At 52.8% G+C, this 20,288-nt stretch carries 20 protein-coding genes and 2 pseudogenes; all 22 read right to left on the bottom strand.

Features of this window, described 5'->3' with window-relative positions:
- Positions 1–17: 17 nt before the first annotated feature.
- Positions 18–191, bottom strand: a complete 174-nt coding sequence (locus ACQE3D_RS19745; RefSeq protein WP_168032592.1) for a hypothetical protein — start codon at positions 189–191, stop codon at positions 18–20.
- Positions 192–197: 6 nt separating this feature from the next.
- On the bottom strand, positions 198–623 hold the full coding sequence (locus ACQE3D_RS19750) for a hypothetical protein (RefSeq protein ID WP_313730785.1): 426 nt from the start codon (positions 621–623) through the stop codon (positions 198–200).
- A complete protein-coding gene (locus ACQE3D_RS19755; RefSeq protein ID WP_313730784.1) occupies positions 620–805 on the bottom strand; it encodes a transposase domain-containing protein in 186 nt (61 codons plus the stop codon). Before ACQE3D_RS19755 ends, ACQE3D_RS19750 begins: the two co-directional genes overlap by 4 nt.
- 15 nt (positions 806–820) lie before the next feature.
- The gene (locus ACQE3D_RS19760) at positions 821–886 is read right to left on the bottom strand and encodes an IS66 family transposase (RefSeq protein ID WP_427551779.1); all 66 of its coding nucleotides are present in this window, start codon (positions 884–886) and stop codon (positions 821–823) included.
- A gap of 9 nt (positions 887–895) precedes the next feature.
- Positions 896–1,504, bottom strand: a pseudogene (locus tag ACQE3D_RS19765) (IS66 family transposase).
- A 68-nt stretch (positions 1,505–1,572) separates the two neighbouring features.
- Positions 1,573–1,629, bottom strand: a pseudogene (locus ACQE3D_RS19770) (hypothetical protein); the annotation flags it as partial.
- On the bottom strand, positions 1,626–2,264 hold the full coding sequence (locus ACQE3D_RS19775; RefSeq protein ID WP_313730782.1) for an IS66 family transposase zinc-finger binding domain-containing protein: 639 nt from the start codon (positions 2,262–2,264) through the stop codon (positions 1,626–1,628). The pseudogene ACQE3D_RS19770 and the gene ACQE3D_RS19775, both read right to left, overlap by 4 nt.
- A 58-nt stretch (positions 2,265–2,322) precedes the next feature.
- On the bottom strand, positions 2,323–2,511 hold the full coding sequence (gene tnpB, locus ACQE3D_RS19780) for an IS66 family insertion sequence element accessory protein TnpB (protein ID WP_427500929.1): 189 nt from the start codon (positions 2,509–2,511) through the stop codon (positions 2,323–2,325).
- 166 nt (positions 2,512–2,677) lie between these two features.
- Positions 2,678–3,028, bottom strand: coding sequence for an IS66 family insertion sequence element accessory protein TnpA (tnpA, locus tag ACQE3D_RS19785; RefSeq protein ID WP_313730781.1), 351 nt, complete (start codon positions 3,026–3,028; stop codon positions 2,678–2,680).
- An 82-nt stretch (positions 3,029–3,110) separates the two neighbouring features.
- On the bottom strand, positions 3,111–4,277 hold the full coding sequence (gene neuC / locus ACQE3D_RS19790) for a UDP-N-acetylglucosamine 2-epimerase (protein WP_313730779.1): 1,167 nt from the start codon (positions 4,275–4,277) through the stop codon (positions 3,111–3,113).
- Positions 4,277–5,416: a LegC family aminotransferase gene (locus tag ACQE3D_RS19795; RefSeq protein WP_313730778.1), complete on the bottom strand. Its 1,140-nt coding sequence runs from the start codon at positions 5,414–5,416 to the stop codon at positions 4,277–4,279. The genes neuC and ACQE3D_RS19795 overlap by 1 nt, the downstream gene beginning before the upstream one ends.
- Complete coding sequence (locus ACQE3D_RS19800; RefSeq protein WP_313730777.1) at positions 5,409–6,389, bottom strand: NAD-dependent 4,6-dehydratase LegB; 981 nt, start codon at positions 6,387–6,389, stop codon at positions 5,409–5,411. The genes ACQE3D_RS19795 and ACQE3D_RS19800 overlap by 8 nt, the downstream gene beginning before the upstream one ends.
- Positions 6,386–7,087: an acylneuraminate cytidylyltransferase family protein gene (locus ACQE3D_RS19805; RefSeq protein ID WP_313730776.1), complete on the bottom strand. Its 702-nt coding sequence runs from the start codon at positions 7,085–7,087 to the stop codon at positions 6,386–6,388. Before ACQE3D_RS19805 ends, ACQE3D_RS19800 begins: the two co-directional genes overlap by 4 nt.
- A gap of 44 nt (positions 7,088–7,131) precedes the next feature.
- Entirely contained in the window at positions 7,132–8,754 is a 1,623-nt protein-coding gene (locus ACQE3D_RS19810; RefSeq protein WP_313730775.1) for a hypothetical protein, read from the bottom strand.
- The gene (locus ACQE3D_RS19815; RefSeq protein ID WP_313730774.1) at positions 8,751–9,572 is read right to left on the bottom strand and encodes a sulfotransferase domain-containing protein; all 822 of its coding nucleotides are present in this window, start codon (positions 9,570–9,572) and stop codon (positions 8,751–8,753) included. Before ACQE3D_RS19815 ends, ACQE3D_RS19810 begins: the two co-directional genes overlap by 4 nt.
- Complete coding sequence (locus tag ACQE3D_RS19820; RefSeq protein WP_313730772.1) at positions 9,556–10,383, bottom strand: hypothetical protein; 828 nt, start codon at positions 10,381–10,383, stop codon at positions 9,556–9,558. Before ACQE3D_RS19820 ends, ACQE3D_RS19815 begins: the two co-directional genes overlap by 17 nt.
- Positions 10,384–10,428: 45 nt before the next feature.
- A complete protein-coding gene (locus tag ACQE3D_RS19825) occupies positions 10,429–11,574 on the bottom strand; it encodes a glycosyltransferase (RefSeq protein WP_064030647.1) in 1,146 nt (381 codons plus the stop codon).
- Between the two features lie 15 nt (positions 11,575–11,589).
- Entirely contained in the window at positions 11,590–12,762 is a 1,173-nt protein-coding gene (locus ACQE3D_RS19830) for a hypothetical protein (protein ID WP_313730771.1), read from the bottom strand.
- A gap of 30 nt (positions 12,763–12,792) precedes the next feature.
- On the bottom strand, positions 12,793–13,890 hold the full coding sequence (locus ACQE3D_RS19835; RefSeq protein WP_313730770.1) for a radical SAM protein: 1,098 nt from the start codon (positions 13,888–13,890) through the stop codon (positions 12,793–12,795).
- 27 nt (positions 13,891–13,917) lie between these two features.
- Positions 13,918–17,028 (bottom strand): glycosyltransferase, encoded by a 3,111-nt coding sequence (locus ACQE3D_RS19840; RefSeq protein ID WP_313730769.1) that lies wholly within the window; start codon positions 17,026–17,028, stop codon positions 13,918–13,920.
- 19 nt (positions 17,029–17,047) lie between these two features.
- Complete coding sequence (locus ACQE3D_RS19845; protein ID WP_313730768.1) at positions 17,048–18,811, bottom strand: glycosyltransferase; 1,764 nt, start codon at positions 18,809–18,811, stop codon at positions 17,048–17,050.
- A gap of 79 nt (positions 18,812–18,890) precedes the next feature.
- Positions 18,891–20,282 carry a radical SAM protein gene (locus ACQE3D_RS19850; protein WP_313730767.1) on the bottom strand — a complete coding sequence of 464 codons (1,392 nt, stop codon included), beginning with the start codon at positions 20,280–20,282 and terminating at the stop codon, positions 18,891–18,893.
- Positions 20,283–20,288 lie beyond the last annotated feature (6 nt).

Consider the following 20,288-nt stretch of genomic DNA (forward strand, 5'->3'; position numbering starts at 1 on the left):
TGTGACTTTTACTTCTATCAAAGACCAAAAGAAACACGGTCATGCACAGGATCAAACCCAGTTAAATTAACTGTTCCTGCAATCGCATCAACATTTTGATCGGCAGGCAAAGTCACGCGCGCATCAAAAGCTGTACCACCACTATGATTGGAATTTGCCGCCGGCCTTTGGCTTGCTAACAAACCGTGCAAAGTGAACTATCCGTCCACATCCCGAGGGATATTCGTCAGAGTCGTCGGCGTTTTGCTGTTATCCCAGTAACAAGTGCAACTAGTATCACAACTCTGACATTCCCCACAATTAAGCGTACACCGCCCCCCTCCCGGCTGAGACCCACAATGCCAGCCCGCCTTAATCACTCCCACGCCGTCATTGGATTTAATGATGCTGACCGTCCCTAACCCAATCGCTACGAATTCTTCCAGGTCGTGGTCGTAGGAGTACATTTCCACTTGCGCGCCGGGTTTGTGGCCGTCGACGTTGGGCAGGGTCAACGTGACGTCTTGGTCGCCGACGGTTTTGGCGTTGACGGTGTCGAGTTTGACCAGGTAGATCGGCGCGGACAGCGGGTTGTCGGCACCGGCGATCGTAAGCGATCCATAAACCCCATCTACCCCGCTCACTTCAATCCGTTAATATAGGCCGGATCGACAGCCCAAGGCAGCAGTTTCTCGATGTCTGCAAGCGTCTTAGCTTTGGGCGGTTCCGTAAAAATAGGCTGCAGATGGCGATAAGGCTCCAATCCGTTGAGTTTGGCGGTTTCGATCAGGCTGTAGAGGTTGGTGCTGGCCTTGGCGCCGCCCACGGTATCGGAAAAAATTCAGTTGTTGCGACCAATCACGAAAGGACGAATGGCGCGTTCCGTGGCGTTGTTGTCGATGTCCAGCCGCCCGTCTCACAGTAGACGGTGAGCGAGGCCCATTGCTTGCCCAAATAAGCCAAGGCTTTGGATCAGGCTGGTCGGGGCGACTTGAGTTAAGGATACATCGGCCCAGACCTTGATCTCGTTTAATAACGGCACAGCCTGTTCCTGGCGGATGCGGTATTTATCCGCCGCTGGCAGATGCTTGATCTGTGTCTCGATACGATAAAGCTTTTGGATGAAGCCTAAGGCTTTACTGGCCTTGCCGGCTTTGGGTTGACCTTTGCCGGTGGCTTTCAGCGCTTCATCGAAGTAGCGCCGGGCATGCGCCCAGCAGCCGGCGTGGCGCAAACCATTTTTGGCTCACACGGCCGCATAGGCGGTGTAACCGTCGGTTTGAACGGTGCCGGAAAAGCCTTGCAGCAGTTGGTCGGCAACGGCTTGGCTGCGACTGGGCGCGTAGTTGAACAGTACCACCGGCTGGCCGGACGGGCCACCGCGCCTGACCCAGAGGTAAGACTGACTTTCGGCCGCGCGGTCGGGCTCTTTGAGGACCTGCAGGGTCGGGGCAGAAAAATGCTCCTGCATTTTCTGCATTTTCTGCATTTTCTGCATTTTCTGCACTTTCTGCACTTCCCACATCCCTGTGGGTCGTCGTCCATCTGCAGCGCCGGATAATTCAGCAGATGTTCTTCGAACAAATTGATCAAGGGCTGAATCAACCCGCCGCTGCGGATCATCCAGGTCGCCAAGGTGGCGCGGTTCAATTCGACGCCGATCCGGGCAAACTGCTTGCTCTGCCGATTGAGCGGCAAGGCGGCGACATAGGCCAGAGGCCGGGCGAGGCGTTGCTCTTGGGAACCGGCTGAGGCGGTAACGGCGCGGTTTTGACGTATGCCTGACAACAAGGGCAAGCGTACTTCTTGCGAATATGGCGCAACACTTGCGCCTTGGCCGGGATGATGTCCAGTTGTTCGCTGATCTCTTCGCCGATTTCCTTCAGGGCGTGACCTTCGCTACACAGACGTTGGTCTTCGGGCAGGTCGTGGACGATCTCGACGCGGGGCAGTTCGGCAGGTAAGGCTTTGCGGCCGGGTTTGCGAGGTGCCGTTGCAACGGGGGTTTCCACTACCGCGGAATCGGCGTCCTCGTTTTCGGCTTCGCCGCCTTCCTCGGCATAGGCTTCCGCTTCGTTGAACAGATCGGCTTGCTCGGCGCGGTATTTTTCGCTGTTGGCACCCAATCGCTTGTGCAGCAGCAGATTGATCTGCTCTTGCAAAACGGCGCTCTTGCCCAACACCGTGCTGTAATCCGATTTCAACTGCGCAAGTTCCGTGGCAAGATCGACGGCTAAACGGCGTAGTGCATCCATCTCGTCGGGCAGTTTCAGATCGGTTTCCATGGGGGCCTATTATACCGCATGGAAAACCCATGAGCCATTGAAGCGCAATGGAAAAACATCAAATCACCGACTTGAAATCCAGCGTCTTACGCAGCGTCATCCGGTTGATGTCATAGCCCTCCAATAGCCAATTCAACTGCTGCTTCGTCAACGCCAGCGTACCGGAAGCATTCCCCTTGGGCCAACAAAATCGTTCCTGCTCCAAGCGTTTCTGCCACAAGCAAAAGCCGTTGCGCTCCCAATACAACAGGTCACCGCCGTCGCCGAGCGGTTGCGGAACACATACAAGCTCTTCGTAAACGGATTCAAGCCCAACTGCGCCTCCACCAGCACCGCCAGACTGGCCATACCCTTGCGGAAATCCACCGCCTGAGTACAGACATAGACCGACAGGCGCTCATCCGGAGGCCGCATCATGAGGCTTGCCGAGCCGGTGTCTGTAACAGCGCCGCGCCCGTCGCTACATCTGCACCAACCTGGCAACGCAAATCGCCCGGCAAATCGAACGCTAACGTCAGCGGGCCAGACGCAAGCGGTTTTGCTTCAACCAATGCGACTGCTTGAAACAATGGTCGCTGTGGCCAAGCACCTGATGCCGCCCAAGCCGACAAACGCTGACTCATCGCGTAGAACGTGCTAATCGCCAAACCCTGTTGACGCGCGTAAGCCGCCATGCTCAAGCCTGAGTGCTGCTGTTTGAAATGTTCAAGCCATCGTCGCTGCGCGATGGTCAGCGTGGCTTCGGATAAGGGTGACTCTGTCATCGGCAATCTCCTTGTTTGATTGCCTGATCGTTTCGCGGATTTACACTACGGTTTCGATTTGTGGTTATTCAATCGCTTACGTTTATTCCCCAATATCATAAAACCGCTTCTTCAGCAAATCGCCAAGATCGCTGCGCTTGAGCAAGTCCTTGATCCGGGCCGACGCGCCGCCGGTGCCGTAGGGTTGATGGAGATTAGCCAGAGTTTCGGCCAGTTCGCCGGACCAGACTTTTTCCAGCGCGGCTTGGATCGCTTCGGCTTGCGGCGGGCAATGCAATACGCTGGCGGCGCACAGCCGGCCGCGTTGGCGGTCGCCGATGTCGACGGTCGGAATCTTGAAGGCCGGCGCTTCCAGAAGGCCGCTGGACGAGTTGCCGACCACCGCGTCGACGTGGCGCATCGCCGACAAATAGCGTAGCGAACCGAGCGAGACAAAGGCCGCGACCCGCTCCGGCCAGCGCGCCAGATAGTCTTCGATCAACCCGGCGATGACCCGGCCGCCGGCGTCGGCGTTGCTGTAGGTGAAAATGACGCGAACCTCCGGAAACGCGTCCAAGGCTTGCAGCAACTGCTGAAATTGTTCGGCGGCGGTTTCGGCTTCCAAGGTCGCCGGATGGAAAGTCGCCAACAGGTTACGTTCTGCTAATTTGAAGTCGATGGCTTGTTCTAGCCCGGCGCGATCCAACAAGGGCAGCCGAGCGATATTGTCCAAACCCGGCGCGCCGACGTTAAACACCCGCTGCGGCTGTTCGCCGAGTTGAATCACCCGTTGCCGGTAGACTTCGGCGGCGGTGAAATGCAGGTGCGACAGCTTGGTCAAGGCGTGGCGGATCGCGTCGTCAACCGCGCCCTCGCTGAGTTCGCCGCCGTGAATATGAGCGATCGGAATCCGCAGGTTCATCGCGGCCTGCGCGGCGGCGAAAATCTCGAAGCGATCGCCGAGCACGACCACGATGTCCGGGTTCAGCTCGCCGAACGCATCGGCAAAGCCAATCAAGCCCAGACCCATCGCCTTGCTGATGCCGGTTGGCGTGTCCGACGACAGCAACATTTCCACCTTGCGGGCGATGCTAAAACCGTCGGCCTCGATTTGCCGCCAGGTCAAACCGAATTCCGGCGACAGATGCATGCCGGTCGCGACCAATTGCAATGTCAAATCCGGGTCGGCCTGGATTTCGTTGAGCAGCCAATACAGCAAGCCGTATTCGGCCCGCGAGCCGGTGACGACGCAAATTTTACGCGCGGCCATCAGATCGCCACGCTGCTGGGCAGATTGACCAAGCGTTCCGCCAGGCGCCGCGATTGGCTCAAACCGTCGGTTTGGCAATGCCGGTACATCGGCAAGTCGGGCATCAAGGTCCACAACGGCCGGGTCATCACGCCGTGGGCGTTGCTGTATTCCAGAAACGCGTCGCGTTGCGCGGCATCGTCCAGCAACAGCGCGTTGAGCCAGTAATTGGAGCGGGCGCCGGCCGGCTCTTGGACAATCTCGGCGCCGTTGGCGCGCGCCCAATCCAGATAACGCGCGGCCAGCGCCCGCTTGCTTTCGACGAAGGCCGGCAATTGTTCCAGTTGCGCCAGACCCAGCGCGGCATTCAGATTCGGCATCCGGTAGTTGTACCCGATTTGATCGTGCTCGAATTTCCAGGCGTGCGCCAGTTTGGCGGTGGTGGTCAGATGCTTGGCCTGCCGAGCCAGATCGTCGTCGTCGGTCAAAATCATGCCGCCGCCGCCGGTGGTGATGATTTTATTGCCGTTGAAGCTAAGCACGCCGAGCCGGCCGAAGGTGCCGCAATGACGCTCGCCGATGCGGCTGCCCAAGGCCTCCGCCGCGTCTTCGACGACCGGCACGCCGTAATCGTCGCAAACCGTCAGCAAGCCAGCCATGTCGCAAGGGTGGCCGAAGCTATGCATCGGCAGGCAGGCGGCGATGCGCCGGCCGCTGATTTTGTTGTAAACCGAGCCGGCCCGCCGCTCGCAGCCGCGTTCCAGAAATTCGGCCAGCGCGGCCGGCGCCAAGCCCAAGGTCGCGGCTTCGATATCGATGAACACCGACTCGGCGCCGCAATAGGCGATCGCGTTGCAGGTGGCGACGAAGGTCGCGGCCTGGGTGACCACTTCGTCGCCCGGCCGGACGCCGGCCAACAGCAAGGCGATATGCAGCGCGGCGGTGCCGTTGACGGTGGCGACCGCGTGCCTGGCGCCGCTGAATTCGGCAATCTTACGCTCGAATTCCCCAACAAACGGCCCAACGCTGGACACGAAGGTGCTGTCGATCACGTCGTTCAAATAGCGCTTTTCGTTGCCGCCGAAACGCGGCTCGTGCAGCGGGATGAAAGCGTCGGTTTGGTAAATCTCCCGCACGAAACCGAGCAAACCTTCAAACATTGTAAATGTCCGTTTTGTACTTGCTCAGATTGTCGGCCTCGCCAAACCAGGCCACGGTCCGGCGCAAGCCTTCCTCCAAACCGACTTGCGGCGCGAAGCCGGTCAAGGCCTTAAGCTTGGCGTTGTCGCACCACAGCCGATTGACTTCCGACTTTTCCGGCCGCAAACGCTGTTCGTCCACTAAAAATTCGACGTCGCTGGCCATGATGGATTTGATTAGCGCCAAGGTATCGCCGACCGAGATTTCGAAATTCGAGCCGATATTGACCGTCTCGCCTATCACCATGTCGGATTCGGCCAGCGCGATAAATCCCCGGCAGGTGTCTTCGACATAATTGAAATCGCGAGTCGGCGAAACGTCGCCCAGCTGGATTTCCTTTTTGCCGGCGGCGATTTGGGTGATGATGGTCGGAATCACCGCCCTGGCCGATTGGCGGGGACCGTAAGTATTGAACGGCCGGGCGATGGTCAGCGGCAGATTGAAGGCGTTGAAAAAGCTCATCGCCATCGCGTCGGCGGCAATCTTGGAAGCGCTGTACGGCGATTGTGGTTGCAAGGGATGTTTTTCGTCGATGGGCACGTATCGCGCGGTGCCGTAAACCTCGCTGGTCGAGGTATGGATCACCCGGCGTACGCCGGCATCGCGGGCGGCCTGGCAGATGTTCAAGGTGCCGCGAATATTGGTATCGACATAGCTGTCCGGTGCCTGGTAGGAATACGGGATCGCGATCAACGCGGCCAAATGAAACACCGTGTCGATGTCCCGGCAAATGGCCCGGCAGAACGCCGGATCGCGCACGTCGCCGCACACCACTTCGATGTCGTTCTTGCACGCCGCGTCGTCGAGCCAGCCCCAACTGTTAAAGGAATTGTACTGGGCCAGCGCCCGCACCTCGCAGCCGCGCGCCGCCAGCATTTCGGTCAAATGCGAGCCGATGAAGCCGTCGGCGCCGGTCACTAGCACTTTGTTCATACCAAACCTTGTTTAATAAACGCCTCGGCGATGGCCCAGTCTTCCTCGGTATCGATGTCCAGGCTTTGCACCGCGTTCATGATTAACGGCCGGGTGTTGGGCGGATAAAAGGATAGCCGTGCCAGCAAATATTCGCTGGGGCATAGATACATCGCCCCGTTCGGGGTTAGCAATGGACGACTTTGTTGCCGGCTGGTCTGAGTCGGTTGCCGACTGTCCAACGGCACCAGATAGCCGTCGTCGGCGCGAAACAGCGTGGTCGGGTCGCGATGGATTTCCTTGCAACCCACGACCGCATCGACATCCGGTTCCGCCATCATCCGCGCGGCTTGCCAAAGCGCATCCGGCGAACGAAACGGCGAAGTCGGTTGCAGCCACATCAGGCGCTCCGGCAAATAGCCGTATTGATCGCGAAACCATCGCAACGCATGTTGCGCAACTTGCAACGCCGACGCGCTATCGGTCGCGCAAGCCGCCGGTCGGATGAACGGCGCCGGCAAACCGTATTGCCGGCCGATCTGGGCATACTGCTCGGAATCGGTCGATAGGATACTCAAGCAATCGGGCAAGTCCGCCTCGGCGATGGCCCGAGCGGTCCAGGCCAACAGTGGCTTATCGCCCAGCCGCCGGATGTTTTTATCCGGCAAACCCTTGGAACCGGCGCGGGCCGGTACGACGATCAGCGTGGCGATCGACATTAGCCCGGCAACCCGCGAACCCGCAAAATTAAAAAAACCGCCATTCAGGCCATCACTTGTTCGTAAAAGCCGGTCAATCGATGAATATTGTTATGCATTTGCAATTCCTCGCGGGCCGCCACGACATTCCGCTTCAGCTCGGCCACATCCAACATCTCGATAATCTCAGGCAAAAACTCGATTTCGCGTTGATTAATAATCACGCCAATCCGGTATTCCTTAACGATACTGCAAACCGCGCTAAAGCGATCGCTTACCAAAACCGGTAATCCGGCTTCCAAATAATTAAACAACTTGGTCGGTATCAAATGTTTGAAATGCAAATCGCCGGTATAAATACCGCCAAAATCGTAAACCATTAAACCGAAATCGTAATGGGCGATTTTTTGATTGATATGTTGCGGCATATCGCCGATAAAAAAATTGAAATTGCGGTGGCGCTTGGCTAACTCGATAAAATCGGGATATAACTTGGCGTACTCCTCCTCGGCGGCGATCAACGGATTATTGTAAATATCCAGATAACATCCCCTGGCGATTAACTTCATCACCAGTCCCAGCAACTGCGAGTCCCCAAATAATTCATGCGGCCTATTCGCTGAAAACGGTGGCACCCCCCCAACAAACACTAGCCTTTTTTCTTGATTAACAATATTCGAGGCGTGGAAGAAATCCTTGACCGGTAAGGCCGGGAACGCCAAATGCTTGTTCCGTAAATGCGGCGAATCGCGCTTGACCAAGGGCCGCCGATATTCGTCGTCGCCATTAAAAATCACGCCATCAGCATGGTGAACAATATAATTCTCGCAGGCCAGTTGCAATTGATGGTTTTCGATGACATTTTCGCCCCAGGCCATTTTCATCGTATCGGGAATTTTCGACACGGTGGCCTCCGGCAGGTAAAACGATTGACTGTCCATAATCTCGATAATTTGCCGACAGTGCTTGGGCTTATACGTATCGATTAATACCGGAATATGGTATCGAAACAGCCAGCCCTGAGTATGCAGCAACAGTTTTCTATCGACCGAGTTTAACAGCATTAAAAAACTGATAAAATCGGTATAAATAATATCGTCGAAGAAACCGGCTTGATGTTTAACCATATTTTGGTCGAATACCAATGCCACGGTTTTATAGCCGCAGTCGCGCAATACCTTGCTCAGCCGCAATTGATTGAAATAAACCTTTTTCGCCGCGAAAACGATGACAGAGCCATCGTGACCGGTTGCCTGCTCCAACGCTTCTTCCAATTTCCGGCGGTGCTGTTTAAGCAAGGTCGTATATTGCCGGCCCAGCCGTTCGCCGGAAAATACGTCGTTTACCAATATATCGCCGTCGCCGATCTCGCGCACCACCGGGGTGCCCATGAAGGTATTGGACCGATGGGACGCACTCAACACACCCAGATTCCGATGCAGCGGTTTCATCGCCTGCAATAATGCAATACTGAGTCCGGAAACCCCATCGATTAACCAACGCCGGTTTTTAGGCTCGGATTCTTCCGGCAATAGGCCGTAACACTGTTTGATAACTTGATGATTGATACCCTCTTCTTTTAATAATTCGATAAACGAGCCGCCGAGCACATCCTTAGCCTCTTCGCTAACGACAGTCAATTTCTCGAAGGACGAGAAAAATATCTCTTCAAAAAAATCGCTTCTCACGCCCATTCGTATCCATTATGCCAGTCGGTGATAAAAGGGATGCCTAATTTGGCGGCATATCCAGCCAATTCCGGCGCGGAGCGGTCTAGTTGTTCCTGAATCAGCTCTTTATTCTCCTCGGAAATCGAATCGAAATACCCCTTGGTCAAGCCGGCTCTAAAATGCGAGCCGCCGCCGTCGCTTTCGGCTTTTTTTTGCATTGTCGAAAACGCCGAATCCAGGCAAATAGCCTCGATTTGTTGCTCGGTCAACTCCAAGCTTAAAAACTCGGCGCATCGCCGCACGCAAACCGCTTTATCTTCGACCAATTGTTCAAACGTCAATATTAAAGCTGACCCGGCCGCCGCGAACTCCAGCATTTTTTGCATTTGAAATAATTGCCCGCCGATACCCTGCCAGTTAAAACCATCCGACTGCCTGCGACAAATAATCCTGGAAATGCCTTCATCCTTGCTCAAACTCGCGAAGAAGTCGGACTTATTGGCGCCGCGCCCTATTTCCCAGTCGATATTATCGGCAAAATGATGGTACATCGATAAGGTCATCGCATAGATATTCCTGACCACAAAGATACTGCGTGCATCGTTTTCGATCAGTTCTCGCTGAATTTCCGCTACCGGCACGAAATGCCAAGAATAAAAGGCGTCGGTTTTAAATACAATATTCGCCGGATCGCTCGGATCGATACCCTTAACCAGCGCCGGCTCGAACCAGGGTAGCCCGGTCATGCCGGATATAATCTGGCGTATCATCCACGTGCCGCATTTCAACGGCGTCCCAACCACAATAGGCGAATCCGACTTATTTAAAGTATTCATACCCGCCTACATCACTGTAAAACGCCAGGGTTTGCGGTTCGACAATCCGCTCGAACGCTAATTTTTTCCAGTCCGGCCAAGCCCGATACAGACTATCCGGCTTGGCCGACACCCGCTCCTCGCCGCGAAACGGCCGGTAAACCCAGCGATAAATATAGGCTAATAAGGCGTCGGAAAACTCGACGCGATTCTTGGTTAAATACGCCACAATCTCCGCGAAACGTTGCGGCGATGTCACCAAACTTTCCAAGGCAACCCGGCGGATGCGGGTATCGATATCGACCCGGTGGCGATTTAATTGATACATACCCTGATAGGCCGACCATATTTCGACATCGTCTTTTCGATAAGCTTTAAGCCCCAACGCCTTGAAATAATCGTGTTGGGCTATCGACCATTCGTGTTCTATCGGTCCGAAACTGCCGTCCGGCATGCGCATGTTGCCGGCCCGCCAACTCACGTAAAACTCCAGCCAGACGTAGGGATGGCGAGCCAAAAACAGCAACGGAACTTTATCGATATATTGGTCGATCACCTCGCGAAAATGCCAAGGCCGATACGACCAACAATCCCCGATCGCTTGATAGGTGGTACCCATATCTTCCAAAAATGCCGTGAAGGCGTCCAGCGGCGGACGTTCGGATCGGCTACGCTCGGCTAAATATTTCGGTCGCGAGCCTTCGTGGGCCATCAGCGCGAATATTTCCGGATGTGCGTTTAAAGCCTTGGCAAACCAACTAAACCAATGGTCGCCGGCATATCCCCAAGCTAGCACATAAAACACATGACTGGATTCGTTAATTTGGAACAATGGCGATCCCGGAACTAGGGTAAGGTAAATTGAATATTCATCGAATTACACGGACGAATAGCCTATCGTTTTTAAATCGTTGAAAATAGAATCGACGCGATGCCGCCAGGTGTGATGGTTCAGAATTTCTTGTGCGGCATTATTTCTGATTCGATTCGCCTCCTGTGGATTGTCGCGGTAAAACTCCACCTTATCGGATAAATCGTCGATATCGAACTCGATATAATGCTCACCTGGCGTAAAAAAGGTTTTAATTCCGCCGGGTTTCTCGTCGTATTCCCCTTTTCGAACAAATATCAAACCGGCCGACGCCATACAGTCCACAACTCGAAAATGCATGCCGTTTCCCTCATGGAAATTCATGGACGACTCGTATACCGCTCGCATATCGCCAGGATCATTCAAAAAACGCCGGTAATAATCGCGATAAGCCGGCCAATCGCGCCAATTTTCCGGACCGTAAATGTCCAGCGGCAATTTCAAATCGACCAGCGCATCCAGTAATTCCCGACGATTCACCAGCCGTATCAGCCGGCCGGTCATGTCGTATTCCAAGGTCCGATCCGCCCGCAACTCGACACCGAATAGCGCCAAAGCCAAATCCGAGAGCAAGCGCATATAGTCTTCATGCACTTTCAAACTCGCCCGATTTTCAAGCAAGGCTTGTTCTATATGCGGCAGAAACTCGCCAAACTTTAATGGCGGGCCGGATTGGGAAATGTCCCTCGCCAATTCCTCGTGCCGCCAAGGCCGCGGAATATGTCCAACGAACGCGGCGCGGTTCGCCAGCTCGGTGCCGCTCGGGCAGTAGCTTTGGGGACACGCGCCGGGTCCAAACCAACGATGAAAAGCGCGGTGCGGGTATTTTTCCAGCCACTTGGGGCCGAATAAATAAGTGATCTCGCTACCGTGAAAGTCATTGATCGGCCTGCCGTTAAAATCCACGATCCAACAAATATGGACAATATCGGCCGGCAAGTAAGGCAAATCGCTTCTGGGCCGATTCATATCGAAAATAACGCGCGTACCGCGCTCCTTGATCCAGGCTAGCATTTCCGCCTCGTTCAACGGGCCGCAATGCCAGGATAGGCGAACGTCGCGGCCGGCGAATCCGCCGGCAATTTGGCCGGCCAGATGGCGGTACCAAGCATTGTCACGCGGGAAAAACACCGAAACGCTAATATCCGTCACGACGCCAAGCGCGGATTATAAGGCGTTAAAATCACGAACAATTTTTTCGACCCGATGTCGCCAAGTATGATTCTGTCGGATAAGGTCGATGGTCTCCAGGCGCTGCTTGCCGTGCCGATAATCAAGCGCCAAGGCATGCGCATAAGCCTCATCGAACTGGTGCCACAAAAATTCGACATAATGTCTGGAATTATCGAAGAAACTATGTAAACCGCGCCGCTTGTGCGGGTCCAAACCCAAGCGGTTGTACTTATCGCCGGAGTTTTCATTATACCAGCACAACAATCCGCCGGAGGCCATGCAATCGATGGCCCGAAAATGAAAGCCAACCCCGTCGTGCAAATTAAACCGGCTAATTTGATGCACTCTGTTTAACTCAGTCGGGTCATCGATATAATATCGATAATACCCTTGATACTCCGGCCAGGCCCGCCAGTGTTCCGAACCGTATATGGCCACAGACCGAGTTTTCGACAGTGGAAACGCGATGATCTGTGTGCGATTTTTAACGCGCTTTACCCGTTCCAAAAAATCGTAACGCATATCCAGTGTTAATTCGACATGAAAACCCGAACGTTGAAAAACGATATTATCGATAATATTCAACAAGGACGCATGCGTTTGACCGAAATAGCTGATTTCATTCATACGTCTGTTAAAAATCTCCAGCAACTCGCCGAAAAGCATACCGGTATCGACAGCGCCTTCGCCAATAATCGGTCGATTTAATTCCGCTTGGCTCCATGGTAAAGGAATATGGCCGATAAAACTGAACTCGATAGTCGGCAGATATTCGTCGATCGGCCGATAGGTATCGACGCAGGTGCCTGGCGGTAACCAATCTTGAAACCCGCCGGTCGAGTAATTATCGTCCCATCCGGAATCGAAAAAATAAGTGATATCGCTACCTAAAATCGAGTGCTCATTACGGCCTTGAAAATCCACGATCCATGTGATATGCGGAATTTTTAAATCGTGCAGCACCGGTATTTCGTTCTTGACCCGATTCATTTCGAATATAAACTTCGGCCGATACGACTTTACCCAATCCGACATCTCCTGATTGTCAAGAACTCGGCATAAGCCGCTTACGCTAAACCCGGCTTGCAAAAACGCCTTGGACAAATGCGAGTACAGCCGTCGATAAAAAGCCGTATCCTTGGGCAAGAAAATCGAAATGTTATTCAAAAACCGATTGCCCTATAAAGCGTAACGAGACTAAGCCAAAGCCGATTGAGCCAACCAGAACTCTCGAACTTCGCCGCCTTGATTCGCGTACTCAATAGACTGAATAATCGCGTCCATCGAATAGTGATCCACTGCTCGGCGGCCGAAATGATCGGATATCCTATCGAAGCTCATCACCTCGCAAAACCGGCACAACGCGCAGGTCGAGTTATTTGGCGCCGTCACTTCCCGAACGTAGCCTTTGTACTCTTCGGACAGAATCAATGCGCTCAAGCCTTGTTCAAAGATATTTCCTAAATATTTCTTACCGTAACAGGTTGTCATTGCCCCTGACCAATCGACATAAAACCGGTCCTTATAGCCGGTGCAAGTATCTCGGCGTGATTGGCTGTTGTCCGTATCGAATAACCCGTCATTAAAACTCATGCTATTTTGGTGGGCTTCGATAATCGCTTTAATCTCTTTTACTACCTGATAAGCTCTCAACTTTTCGTAGATTAACAATTCTCCAACCAGTTGATCGTTGGGTTTGCGTAACTCCAGAAAACCGACCCTGAAACTGCGAAATTGATGATCTAACAAATAAGCCGCAAGTTGCGGAAGCTCGTCGAGATTGCAACGCATCGCGACCGCATTCGACGCCAGATAGGGGGTGTCCGATCCCAAACGAAGTTTCGCTTCGTTGATTAAGTCTATGGCTCTGGCGATCTCCGAGAATCCCAAACCCCCGCGGATTTTTTTGACCGTGACATCGGTGACACCATCCAACGAAATCGACAACAAGGTTAAACCGGACCTAACCAAGTTTTCGGCATCACCGGCATTACGAATCAGTTTGGCATTGGTTTGCAGCGATACCGGAATATCTTGCGTCCGTAAATAAGCGATAATTTCGAAAATATCGTGATTGATCAGCGGTTCGCTACCGTCACCAATATGCACCAAGCCAAAGCCATCAAAACCTTGCGTTACGGTTTTCAGCCGATCGGCTGGCATCCACCGGAATTTCTTCAAGTCATCGTGAAACGTACACATCGCGCAACTGATATTACAGCCCAACGACACTTCCAAATGTAGACTGGGTAACGTGCGTATGCCCAGCATTTGCTTGAACTCGGTCCGACTCATTAACATAGCGTATTCCTGATTTAGCAGTTAAACAGGCTCGGACAAGCGCAGTGCAACGGAATCTCGAATACGTTCCGCGATACTCCGATAGGAAAACAAGCGCAAGGTTTTTCGATAAGCCTTGTCGACGATTTCCGCGCGGGCAGCCTCGTTATTTAGATAAAACTCGACTTTCTCGATTAACTCCTTTTCATCCGCGTAATAAGCCACCTCATCGTCGGAATAATATTCCGACAGCGGCGCGGCATCCTTGTAAATACGCCGGGATAACATAAAACAACCCGCCGCCATGATTTCCAGCGCGCGCATGTGCAAACTGGTGCCTGGACTGCCGTTAAAACAAATCCTAGAGCGATTCATTAATTCGTTAATATTTCCACCATTTTCCGCGACGCCATGCGCATAAGGCAAAAACTTGGCGAATTTATCCCAATTTCTACCGTATAGCGCTAGCTCAATACTCAGCCCGGCATCGAGCAACGCGGCGATCGGGCGGGTTTTCATTTCGGTTAAATAGTGATAATGGAATCGACTGCCGCTGCCGGCCATTAATTGATTAATAACGTCAATCGTGATGGTTATACCGTGGTCGCCCAATAATTGTTCCACCAACTTAAATTTACCGATTTGATTATCTAGACAAAAGCGGTGAAATTGATCGAGCGGCAACTGATCGGTATATTCTAAAATAACCTGATATATCCTGAATAAAAGCTCGGCTGGCAGTTTACGCTGTTTCAGCAAGCTCGATTCGGTCGAATCATATTGCTTAAAATAGCCGCCGCCGGATCGGAATGGTGCCAGCGTTTTGGCCGGATCGATCAGATGGGTAATAAACAAGAAGTCGTATTGGTAGGCGCGGTTTTGGATCGGATAATAATAGGCGTCGTTAAAGCCGAGCGGTAAATATTCGACCGGAAAACTGGCATATAATGGATTGCGATTCATCGCCAACCAATCCTTGGAAAATACGAAGGTAAAATCCCTGGATTTGACGGCGCGGCGATTTTGGGTGATCGACGGCAACATATCCTGTATCCAATTGACGAACGGCACCGGTTCCGGCAAGCCGGCAAATTCGTGGCGAAAATGATCGATGGACAGTATCAGGTCCGGTTTAAACTCAGCGATTTGCGCCACGATACTTTCCATGCCGTTACGGCGGAAATTGGCGGTATCGGTGGATAGCTGAATTTCAGCGCCGGCTCTGGCAAACCCGTCCAGCAAGTCCCGCATGCAATATTGCAAAAAGCTGGTAAATCGCGATGCAAAGCCCATCACTCGAATTGGCGTTGCCGGGTTTTTCTGAAACTTGTCGCGCCAAGTTTCAAAACTGACTTGCCGGTAGTAATCGTCGATTATCGCCAGCAATTTTGCGTGGGAATCGCTTCTATAGTCCCTGGCCTCGTCCACCGCGTGCTGAATTTGCTGAAACTCGGTTTCCGTCGCGCTAACATTAATCGTCACTTCCGGCAAAATCGATTGCTTAGCATTCAATTCGGCGACAAACTCGCTAAAACCGGACGCTTGAAAGCACAACCATACTCTATTCTCGGCGAGCACGTCTCGTATATCCCGGACTAACATAGTGGCCAGCAAGCCGCCGAAATCGGCATCGACCAGATAAATCGGAATCTCGAGATTCGGCATTTCCGCGATCGGTGTCGATGTGGCGGAAAATATTGCGGCTAATTCGCCGCCGTCGCCGATGCCGGCCAAGCCGTAACAAGGTACGTTAAAGCGTTGAGCCACCTTCGCCTGGGCGCGTATACTCCTTAGGTTTTCGGCTTTTTTCGGCAAATCCAATTGGTAAAGCCGCTGCTCGCCGGCAAATACCGCGACTGAATAAAATTCGCCCGCGATGGCTTCCCCGACAAGTACGTTAATTTGGCGATCGGTTAAATAAACACCGAGGTTTTCATAGAGCGTCGGCCTGTATTGTTTTAGAACCTGCAAATTCCCGGACCAGCGTTCCGCGCATTGATTAATCTCTTCCGCCGGCCCTTCCAACACGATCGGCGGCTCGAGTATCTCGCGCCGCGAATTCGGCCGCGCATGATTGAAATTACACCGCAGTATCGGTAGAGTCAACTGGTCGGCTTCCGGCTCGATCCGAACAACGTTGTCGGCCCCGCAACGTTTTAAATGTTGAAAAACGGTTTGTTCCCGGCAGAAATTAAAATCGTTTTTTCTAAACGGCAGCGACGCCAAGGATTCGAATCCCATATCGTCGGCCAGCCAATAGACCATATTAATGACGTCGTCCGCCAGAAAACCATTATCCAATTGATTTTCCTGAATCAGAATATGCGGGCGGAATTCGACATATTGATTCAGCGCATCGACCCTGTTTAGCGTATGCATCACATCGCTAATAACATAGAACATCACCGAGTATTCGGCGCTAGCCAGCGTTTCCGCCAGCGAGCATAATATCGACGAAGAATTGGCCGCGTAGATTAGAATACGCCATGGCCGATCGGCCACGAAATCCGGTTGCTGATCCAGCGCTTGCCGTTCCAACTCAGCAGTGAATTGCGCCCTGGTTTCGAACACCGAATCCAGCACCTGTTGGTAGTCGGCCATTAACTCGGGGTCCGCTCGCAATTCTTCCGGCAAACGCAATCGGCTGAATACCAAAAACTCCAGGATACGGTCCAAATCCACATGGATCAGATTTTCCAAATCGCTTGCCAATTTTTCGCCGTGGTAATAGCAAAGCTGCAAACCGGTACTACCGTCGTCGGCAATCCGAACATTGCGTTGCTTTGCGGTATTCAAGGCCTCCAAGGCATTAAAAAAGTCGGTATCCTTATGATTCGGCCGGTGATTGTCCGCGTTTCGCAATACCAGAATTTCTTCAAGCATATTGCCGGGATCGGCCGTTAAATCATGCTCCCGACCGTCTTGGTCGACGACGTATTTCGGTATCGGCAGCGTGTTATTCGCAAAAAACTCGCTAAATTGATATTGCGAAACATAAATTAAATTCGGCAATAGGCTATCGCTTAGCGGCCCGTCGTAATAACAATATTGCAAGCGCTCCACGCCGGTTTCGTCGACGCAACGGTTTTGCCGCTCGGCTTCTAGCAAAGCCAATTTCAGATCGAGAAAATAGCAATCCGGTCTAACGGCCATGGCGTCATTTAAGGTTGGATTAGCGGCCGACAAACATTGAAATCCGGCTCTGCTTGGCTTGGCTAAGTTCACCGATATTGCTGTGTTTAATAAAGTTATCGACGGCCGCGGTATAAGTAAACCGTTCAGCGATAACCGTGGGTGAAAGCGCCGGCCGGACTTGTGTTTTTAATATCTCCAGCAATTCCCAACGGGTTTTAAAAAACAAACAGGCGTCGTCCCAGTGCGGCTTTTCCGCCACGTCGCGGCAATCGTAGACCAGCGGAATGCAGCCGCAGGCCGCGGCTTCGGCCAAACGTTGGGAATTGATTTCGAAAGGATGGGACACCAGCGCGTAACGCGCCGAACGATACACATCGGCAACCTGCGTGCCGTGTTTCAACTCGCCGTTGAAATGGGCGGCCACATCGGGATCTTGCTCCCAGTAGCGCCCGTAAATTTCTACCGGCATTGCCGTGGATTCGCACAGCCATTTCACCGAATAATCGCGTATTGCGTAATGCAATAAATTCCAAAATACGAAGGCGGGCGGCAATCCAAAGCGGACCGCGATTTCGCCGGCCATCGACTCGGTGACAATCTCGCCGTTATCTATTTTATCGATAAAAATCTCTACAATTTCGCGCTGCTCTGGACGACTTAAATCGACCGAGTTGAGATACGAACTACCGACGAATACGACCTTGTTTTGCCGCTCGATGTCGCCATCGGTATTGAATATCTCGTCATCGACCGCGAAATGTTGGCGAACGATATTTTTCGCACCGGTTAACGCCAAATGGCGGTCGAGTACCGGCGAAATCGAAAACACATAGTCATTGCCTCGCCAACGCAATGCTTTATGTTCGGTAATTTGCGGCATGCTGTCCTGCCACCAAGAGATATGCGTGACATTATCGTTAAGCGCCAAATTATTTAATTGATTGACGTAAAAAATAACGTGGGGATTAAATTCGATATAGTTTCGGTAGAACTTAATCAGGTTATTGGTTTCCATTTCCCCGTCTTCCATGTAAAACCATACTTGGTATCCGCGCTTTTCGAAGGCCTTGGCGACCGCCCGCGAGCAATATTGCATAACCGTGGTCAATCGGCTCGACGGCAGCATGATTTTCAGTGGCTCGCCGTCGTGAAATTTAGGCGTTACTTGTTTCGCTTGCGCCAGCAATTGCGAAATCAAGGTCCGCCTCCGTTGCTTAACCTCGTTAACGATCGTCTCGAATCCGCTCCGAATCGAGGTTTTCAACTCGTCTTCCAATTCGTCGGGCAATTCGATTTTCGTCGGCAACCGGTAAGCGGTATCGACGAAGAATTCGATGGCTTGATCCAATTCCAAATGCAGCAGATTTTCTATGCCGTGCTCGGGTAGTTCCCCGCGGTAATAACAGATTTGCAAACCGTCTATCGTCGGATGTCCGCAATAAATTCGGTTCCGTTGTTTGGCGACATTTAACGCTAATAACGGATCGGCGAAAAAACTGTCCGCATGAATATAATCGACGACTTTATATTGCGTACGCTGCTGGTGAATTTCGTCGATAATATCGGCCGGCATCTCGTTGAAATGCACGACGCCCTCGTGCGAAATAGCAATTAACTCAGGTATCGGCAAATGATTATGCGAAAAGAATTCGCTAAAATTGTCGGCGGGTACCTGAATAAAGTTCGGCAATACAATGTCGGTGAGCGGACCGTCGTAATAGCAATATTGCGGCCGAGTCCGGCCGTTTTCGACCACCGGATTTTGTTTAAGTGCGGTCAGGTAGGCATCTTCTATATTCATAAAAAATGCATCCTTCGCCGAATCGTGTTGGCTTTGCGTCTCGCTCACTTGATTCATCGCGCACCCGGTTTGGTCGATATTAAATAAAATTAATATGTTCCGGCGGATTTTTTAAATCCCACAGGAATTTGTTCACATAATCCTGGCGGCAGCCGATCGCGCAATCTTTGTGTACATCGACCGACTCGGAGACGTCTTTGTGCACCTGCCAGTAGCGCTCGCTGTTGGCGACCAGATCGTAAAACGAATCGCTGTGCAGATCGCCGATGTAAAACCGTTCCTTGTTGAAGAACGGTCCGCACGGATAGATTTTGCCGTTGCCGGAAATCTGCAATAGAAACGGCGTGCCGAAGCATTGGTCGTATTTACGGTAGCCGTCCTTGTACAGATTGGTTTCGCCGGCGGCGTTGATCTTGTTCCATTTGGCCTGCACCACGTAGTGCTCGTTGCTTAGTGCTTCGGCCTGTTTCAATAGGTCGTTGACGTTCAGATAGGCGTCGTAATCGATGCCGATTTCCTTGTATTCGGAATCCGAGCAATGTTTGATGACGAAGTAATCCACGCCCAATTCGGCACCCAACTTGGCTTCGGCCAGCACTTCGTCGAAGCACTCGGGGATCAGTACCATTTGCAGGCCTATCGTGCATTTGTAATTATTTTCTTTCTTGATTTTGACCAGTTCGCGGATCTTGGCGATCAGCAAGTCGAAATTGCCTTCCACCGACTGATGCACCCGGCGAAAACCTTCCGGCGTGCCGGCGGACAGGTTGAAGCGAATGTAGCTCATGTTTTTCAGCAGGTCGTGGGCGCGATCCATGTCCAAGGCGATGCCGTTGGTCGCCATCGCGGTGTCTATACCCAATTCGCCGGCCAACACGGTCGCGTCGTACAAAGTCGGATTCAGCGTCGGCTCGCCGTCGCCAATGAAACCCAACGAGCGCACGCCCAGCTTGCCGCAGTCGCGCACGAAATTCAGCAAGGCCTCGCGGCCTATCATCGCGCCTTTGGTCATGTTCTGTACCACCGCATAGCAGTACAAGCAGGCGGTGTTGCAGAACTTGGTCAAACCCATGTCGATATGCACCGGCGCGAAACGCTGGCCGTTTTGCCAAGCCTGCACCCGGTCCAAGTGATGCATCATCTTGTGGCCGTCGAAGCGGAAGCGTTCGCGCTGGGTACGAAAACTGGGACCGGTGAACTGATTGGGCACCGAAGGCTCGTGTTCGCAGCCGGCCTCCAGGCGCACGATGCCTTCCTGGCCGTCGTGCGACACGGTCTTGAATTTCTGCCCCGGCAAACGGCTTAACTGGCTGGTGTCGATGACCTGATAGTCTTGCGACAAGGCACTGCGATCGACGATCTGATTGGAGGTGCGCAACTTGTGGCCGGGCTTGTTGAACAACGGCGCGTCTTCCGGGATGGAAGTGACTGCGGCATTGCCGAATCGGTTGATTTGCTCAGGTTTGGACATGGCGAG

It is taken from the genome of Methylomonas sp. MS20 (assembly GCF_050275925.1).
Classification (GTDB): Bacteria; Pseudomonadota; Gammaproteobacteria; order Methylococcales; family Methylomonadaceae; genus Methylomonas; species Methylomonas koyamae_A.

Bases quoted from the DNA above. Each gene is read 5' to 3' on its own strand.
- ACQE3D_RS19775 (WP_313730782.1), bottom strand. From the start codon at position 2,264: ATGGAAACCGATCTGAAACTGCCCGACGAGATGGATGCACTACGCCGT.
- tnpA (WP_313730781.1), bottom strand. From the start codon at position 3,028: ATGACAGAGTCACCCTTATCCGAAGCCACGCTGACCATCGCGCAGCGA.
- neuC (WP_313730779.1), bottom strand. From the start codon at position 4,277: ATGGCCGCGCGTAAAATTTGCGTCGTCACCGGCTCGCGGGCCGAATAC.
- ACQE3D_RS19795 (WP_313730778.1), bottom strand. From the start codon at position 5,416: ATGTTTGAAGGTTTGCTCGGTTTCGTGCGGGAGATTTACCAAACCGAC.
- ACQE3D_RS19800 (WP_313730777.1), bottom strand. From the start codon at position 6,389: ATGAACAAAGTGCTAGTGACCGGCGCCGACGGCTTCATCGGCTCGCAT.
- ACQE3D_RS19805 (WP_313730776.1), bottom strand. From the start codon at position 7,087: ATGTCGATCGCCACGCTGATCGTCGTACCGGCCCGCGCCGGTTCCAAG.
- ACQE3D_RS19815 (WP_313730774.1), bottom strand. From the start codon at position 9,572: ATGAATACTTTAAATAAGTCGGATTCGCCTATTGTGGTTGGGACGCCG.
- ACQE3D_RS19835 (WP_313730770.1), bottom strand. From the start codon at position 13,890: ATGAGTCGGACCGAGTTCAAGCAAATGCTGGGCATACGCACGTTACCC.
- ACQE3D_RS19840 (WP_313730769.1), bottom strand. From the start codon at position 17,028: ATGGCCGTTAGACCGGATTGCTATTTTCTCGATCTGAAATTGGCTTTG.
- ACQE3D_RS19845 (WP_313730768.1), bottom strand. From the start codon at position 18,811: ATGAATATAGAAGATGCCTACCTGACCGCACTTAAACAAAATCCGGTG.
- ACQE3D_RS19850 (WP_313730767.1), bottom strand. From the start codon at position 20,282: ATGTCCAAACCTGAGCAAATCAACCGATTCGGCAATGCCGCAGTCACT.